At 68.9% G+C, this 3,665-nt stretch carries 4 protein-coding genes and 2 pseudogenes; all 6 read left to right on the forward strand.

The window, feature by feature from the left end:
• Nucleotides 1-94, forward strand: a pseudogene (locus ACLP25_RS10050) (iron-sulfur cluster assembly accessory protein); the annotation flags it as partial.
• Nucleotides 95-118: 24 nt separating this feature from the next.
• A complete protein-coding gene (locus ACLP25_RS10055) occupies nucleotides 119-508 on the forward strand; it encodes a NifU family protein (RefSeq protein ID WP_442469056.1) in 390 nt (129 codons plus the stop codon).
• A 13-nt stretch (nucleotides 509-521) separates the two neighbouring features.
• Nucleotides 522-1,721, forward strand: coding sequence for an aminotransferase class V-fold PLP-dependent enzyme (locus tag ACLP25_RS10060; protein ID WP_442469057.1), 1,200 nt, complete (start codon nucleotides 522-524; stop codon nucleotides 1,719-1,721).
• Nucleotides 1,714-2,892: a homocitrate synthase gene (gene nifV / locus ACLP25_RS10065; protein ID WP_442469058.1), complete on the forward strand. Its 1,179-nt coding sequence runs from the start codon at nucleotides 1,714-1,716 to the stop codon at nucleotides 2,890-2,892. Before ACLP25_RS10060 ends, nifV begins: the two co-directional genes overlap by 8 nt.
• Nucleotides 2,893-2,910: 18 nt before the next feature.
• Complete coding sequence (gene nifW, locus ACLP25_RS10070; RefSeq protein ID WP_442469059.1) at nucleotides 2,911-3,285, forward strand: nitrogenase stabilizing/protective protein NifW; 375 nt, start codon at nucleotides 2,911-2,913, stop codon at nucleotides 3,283-3,285.
• A gap of 251 nt (nucleotides 3,286-3,536) precedes the next feature.
• Nucleotides 3,537-3,665 (forward strand): annotated as a pseudogene (locus tag ACLP25_RS10075) (nitrogen fixation protein FixA); the annotation flags it as partial.

Below are 3,665 nucleotides of genomic sequence, written 5' to 3' on the forward strand. Positions count from 1 at the left end.
AGTCGACTTCGTCAGCGGGCTCAAGAGCTCCGGCTTCGTGTTCAACAACCCGAACGCCTCGTCGAAGTGCTCCTGCGGCAAGTCCTTCTCCTGACGCCCGAATCTCGCGGAGGCGACCATGTTCGAAGCAGCGCTGAACGACATGCCTTACTTTGAGGAGGAGCCCGCCGCCCCTCGGCCGGAGCGCGTTCGCCTCATCGACATGCAGCGCCGTCCTGCCGCGGCGAAGGCGCCGCAGCCGGCGGGTCCCGCCTGCGCGCCACGACCGACGCGCAGCCTGGACAGGCCCGAGCATCTGGCCGCCATCGAGGCGGCGCTCGCCGAGCTGCGCCCGCGCCTCAACGCCGACGGCGGCGACTGCCAACTGGTCGGCGTCGAGGGCGACGTCGTACGTGTGCGTATGACCGGCGCCTGCGCCGGATGCCAGCTCGCCTCGATGACGGTGCTTGGCGTCCGCATGAAGCTCATTGAAAAGCTCGGCTTCCCGGTCAAGGTCGTTCCGGTCTGAGGAGCGGCGCGCCATGAAGCCGGTCTATCTCGACAACAACGCCACGACCCGCGTCGATCCCGAGGTCGTCTCGGCGATGCTGCCGTATCTCACCGAGCACTTCGGCAACCCCTCGTCGGCGCACGGCTTCGCCGCCCCGAGCCGGCAGGGCATGAAGACGGCCCGCGACAACGTGGCCGCGCTCGTCGGCACCGGCTTTGCCGACGAGATCCTGTTCACCTCCGGCGGGACGGAGAGCGACAACACGGCGCTCATCACCGGCCTCGCGGCCCATCCCGGCCGGGACGAGGTCGTCGTGTCCGCGGTCGAGCATCCCGCCGTGCTTGCTTTGGTCAAGCGCCTGGAGGCCGCCGGACGGCTCAAGGCGCATGTCATTCCGGTGCTAAGCTGCGGCTGCCTCGACCGGGAGCGCTATCGCGCCGCGTTGTCGCCGCGCGTGGCGGTCGTGTCGATGATGTGGGCGAACAACGAGACCGGGATCTTGTTTCCGGTCGAGGCCTTGGCCGAGGAAGCCAAGGCTGTCGGCGCCCTTTTCCATACCGATGCCGTTCAGGCCGCCGGACGCGAGCCGATCGACGTCAAGCGCACCGCCATCGACCTTATGTCGCTGTCCGCGCACAAGCTTCACGGCCCCAAGGGCGTCGGCGCGCTCTATGTGCGCCGAGGCGTCAAGCTCGAGCCGATCGTCCACGGTGGGCGACAGGAGCGAGCCCGCCGCGGCGGCACCGAGAACGTTCCGGGCGTGGTCGGCTTCGGCAAGGCGGCCAAAATCGCCGGACCGCGCTTGCGCGGCGACACGGCGCGCATGCGCGCCCTGCGCGACCGGCTCGAAAGCGGCCTCCTCGGCCGCATCCGTAACGCCATGGTGCTGGGCGCGAGCGCGGAGCGCCTGCCCAACACCAGCGCGATCGTCTGCGCCGACGCCGAAGCGGAGGCCGTCGCGACCATGCTGGGGCGTGAGGGAATCGCGGTCTCGACCGGCGCGGCCTGCTCGGCCGGCTCCCATGAGCCGTCGCATGTGCTGAAAGCGATCGGCACGCCCGTAGCGGCGGAGTTTGGCGCGGTGCGCTTCTCCCTGTCGCGCGAGACCGACGACGACGACATCGACCGCGCGCTGACCGCCATGGCCGAGATCGTGGCGCGGCTTCGCGACCGCGCGCCCTGCACAGCGGAAGGCCGATCCTCGCGGCCGCGCGAGGCCGCCTATGCTTGAGGCGGCGACATCGGCGCCGGCGCGTCAGGTCTGGCTCAACGACACGACGTTGCGCGATGGCGAGCAGACGCCGGGGGTCGCCTTTACCCCGGCCGAGAAGGTCGCAATCGCGGAAGCGCTCGCCGAGGCCGGCGTGCCCGAACTCGAAGCCGGAACGCCGGCGATGGGCGACGAGGAGATCGAGACTCTTCGCGCCATTGCAACGCGTCGCCTCGGGGTCCGGGTGCTCGCATGGTGCCGCATGGGCAAGCCCGACATCGACGCGGCGCGCCGGGCGGGGGTCGGTGCGGTCAACCTGTCCATTCCGGCCTCCGACAGGCTGCTCGGCGTGAAACTCGGCCTCGATCGGACGGAGGCAATCGACCGCGTCCGCCGCTACGTGCCGATGGCGCTCGACGCGGGATTCGAAGTGGCGGTGGGCGCGGAGGACGCCTCGCGGGCCGATCCGAACCATCTTCTACGGCTCGCCGAAGCCGTCGCCGAAGCAGGCGGTTTCCGGCTGCGGCTAGCCGACACTGTCGGCGCGCTCGATCCGTTCCGAACCTGCGAACTCGTCGCGCCGGTCGTCCGCGCGTCGGGCCTGGCAATCGAATTCCACGGCCACGACGACTATGGTCTGGCCACCGCGAACACGCTCGCGGCGGTGCGAGCCGGCGCAACCCACGTTTCGGTGACTGTCGGCGGCCTGGGCGAGCGTGCCGGCAACGCCTGCCTCGCCGAGGTGGCGGCGGCGTTGGCAGGGCTTTACGGCGCTGAGACCGGCCTCGACCTCAAGCGGCTGCCCGCTCTCGCGGACCGGGTGGCGCGCGCGTCCGGCCGCGCTGTTCCCGCGGGCAAGGCGATCGTCGGGCGCGACGTGTTCGCGCACGAATCCGGCATACATGTCGCGGGACTTCTCGCCGACCCGGAAACCTATCGCGGCGCCGACCCGATGCTTTTCGGCCGCCGACACCGTATCGTGATCGGCAAGCATTCCGGCGCCAAGGCGCTCGCCCATGCGCTCGGCGAACTGGGCATCGAACTCGCCCCGCCGGTCGCTGCGCGTCTTATTCCGCTGGTGCGGCGCACGGCGACGCGGATGAAACGGGCGCTATCGATCGACGAGATCGTCCGGTTGCATGAGGAGGCGCGCGTCGCGGCTTCCGCCGACGGCACGCTGGGCTCCATCTGATATTGTGAGGAGATCGACATGTCCTGTGCTCTCGACGACAAACCGATTCCGACGGACATCGCCAAAAGGCTGAAGCGTCTGTCGTCGGCCGAGGATATCTTCACGGCGCTCGGCGTGACGCATGACGAGGCGGTGCTGCGCGTCGCACGCCTGCATATCCTGAAGCGCATGGGCGAATATCTCGCCGGCGATGACCTCGAAGGCCTGCCAGACCTCGTCGCCGCAGCGCGCGCGAAGGCCGTGCTCCAGCGGGCCTATTCCGATTTCGAATCGTCATCACCCCTGGCGCAGCGGGTCTTCAAGGTGCTCAAGGAGCACGATCCGGACCGACCGGTCCCGGCCAAGTCGGCTTTCGTCTCGCTCGACGAGATTGCTCCGCTTCCTCCGCGCTGACGATTGGCCGGACTTGTCTTTCGTTTACAGCTGCGGGCGGCGCCCATTGCGCCGCCCGCGTTTTTTTGCCTCGGCCGCCGCGGAAGCGCCTGCGACCAGCCCCTGTCACGTTCCCGACAGCGGCGCGTCCGACACCGCCGACGAACGCCCGTCGAGTCGAAAAAAAGCTGAAACTCCGCGCGATTCCCGCCATCCCTTGAGTTGGCACGACCTGTGCGTACCAAGCGTCGACGATCGTTTCGGAGGCGCACATGCATTTCGTCGTCTGCATCAAGCAGGTCCCGGACTCGGCCCAGATCCGGGTCCATCCGGTCACCAACACGATCATGCGGCAGGGCGTCCCGACGATCATCAATCCGTATGATCTCTTCTCGCTCGAG

Source organism: Roseiarcus sp., from assembly GCF_052145395.1.
Taxonomy (GTDB): domain Bacteria; phylum Pseudomonadota; class Alphaproteobacteria; order Rhizobiales; family Beijerinckiaceae; genus Roseiarcus.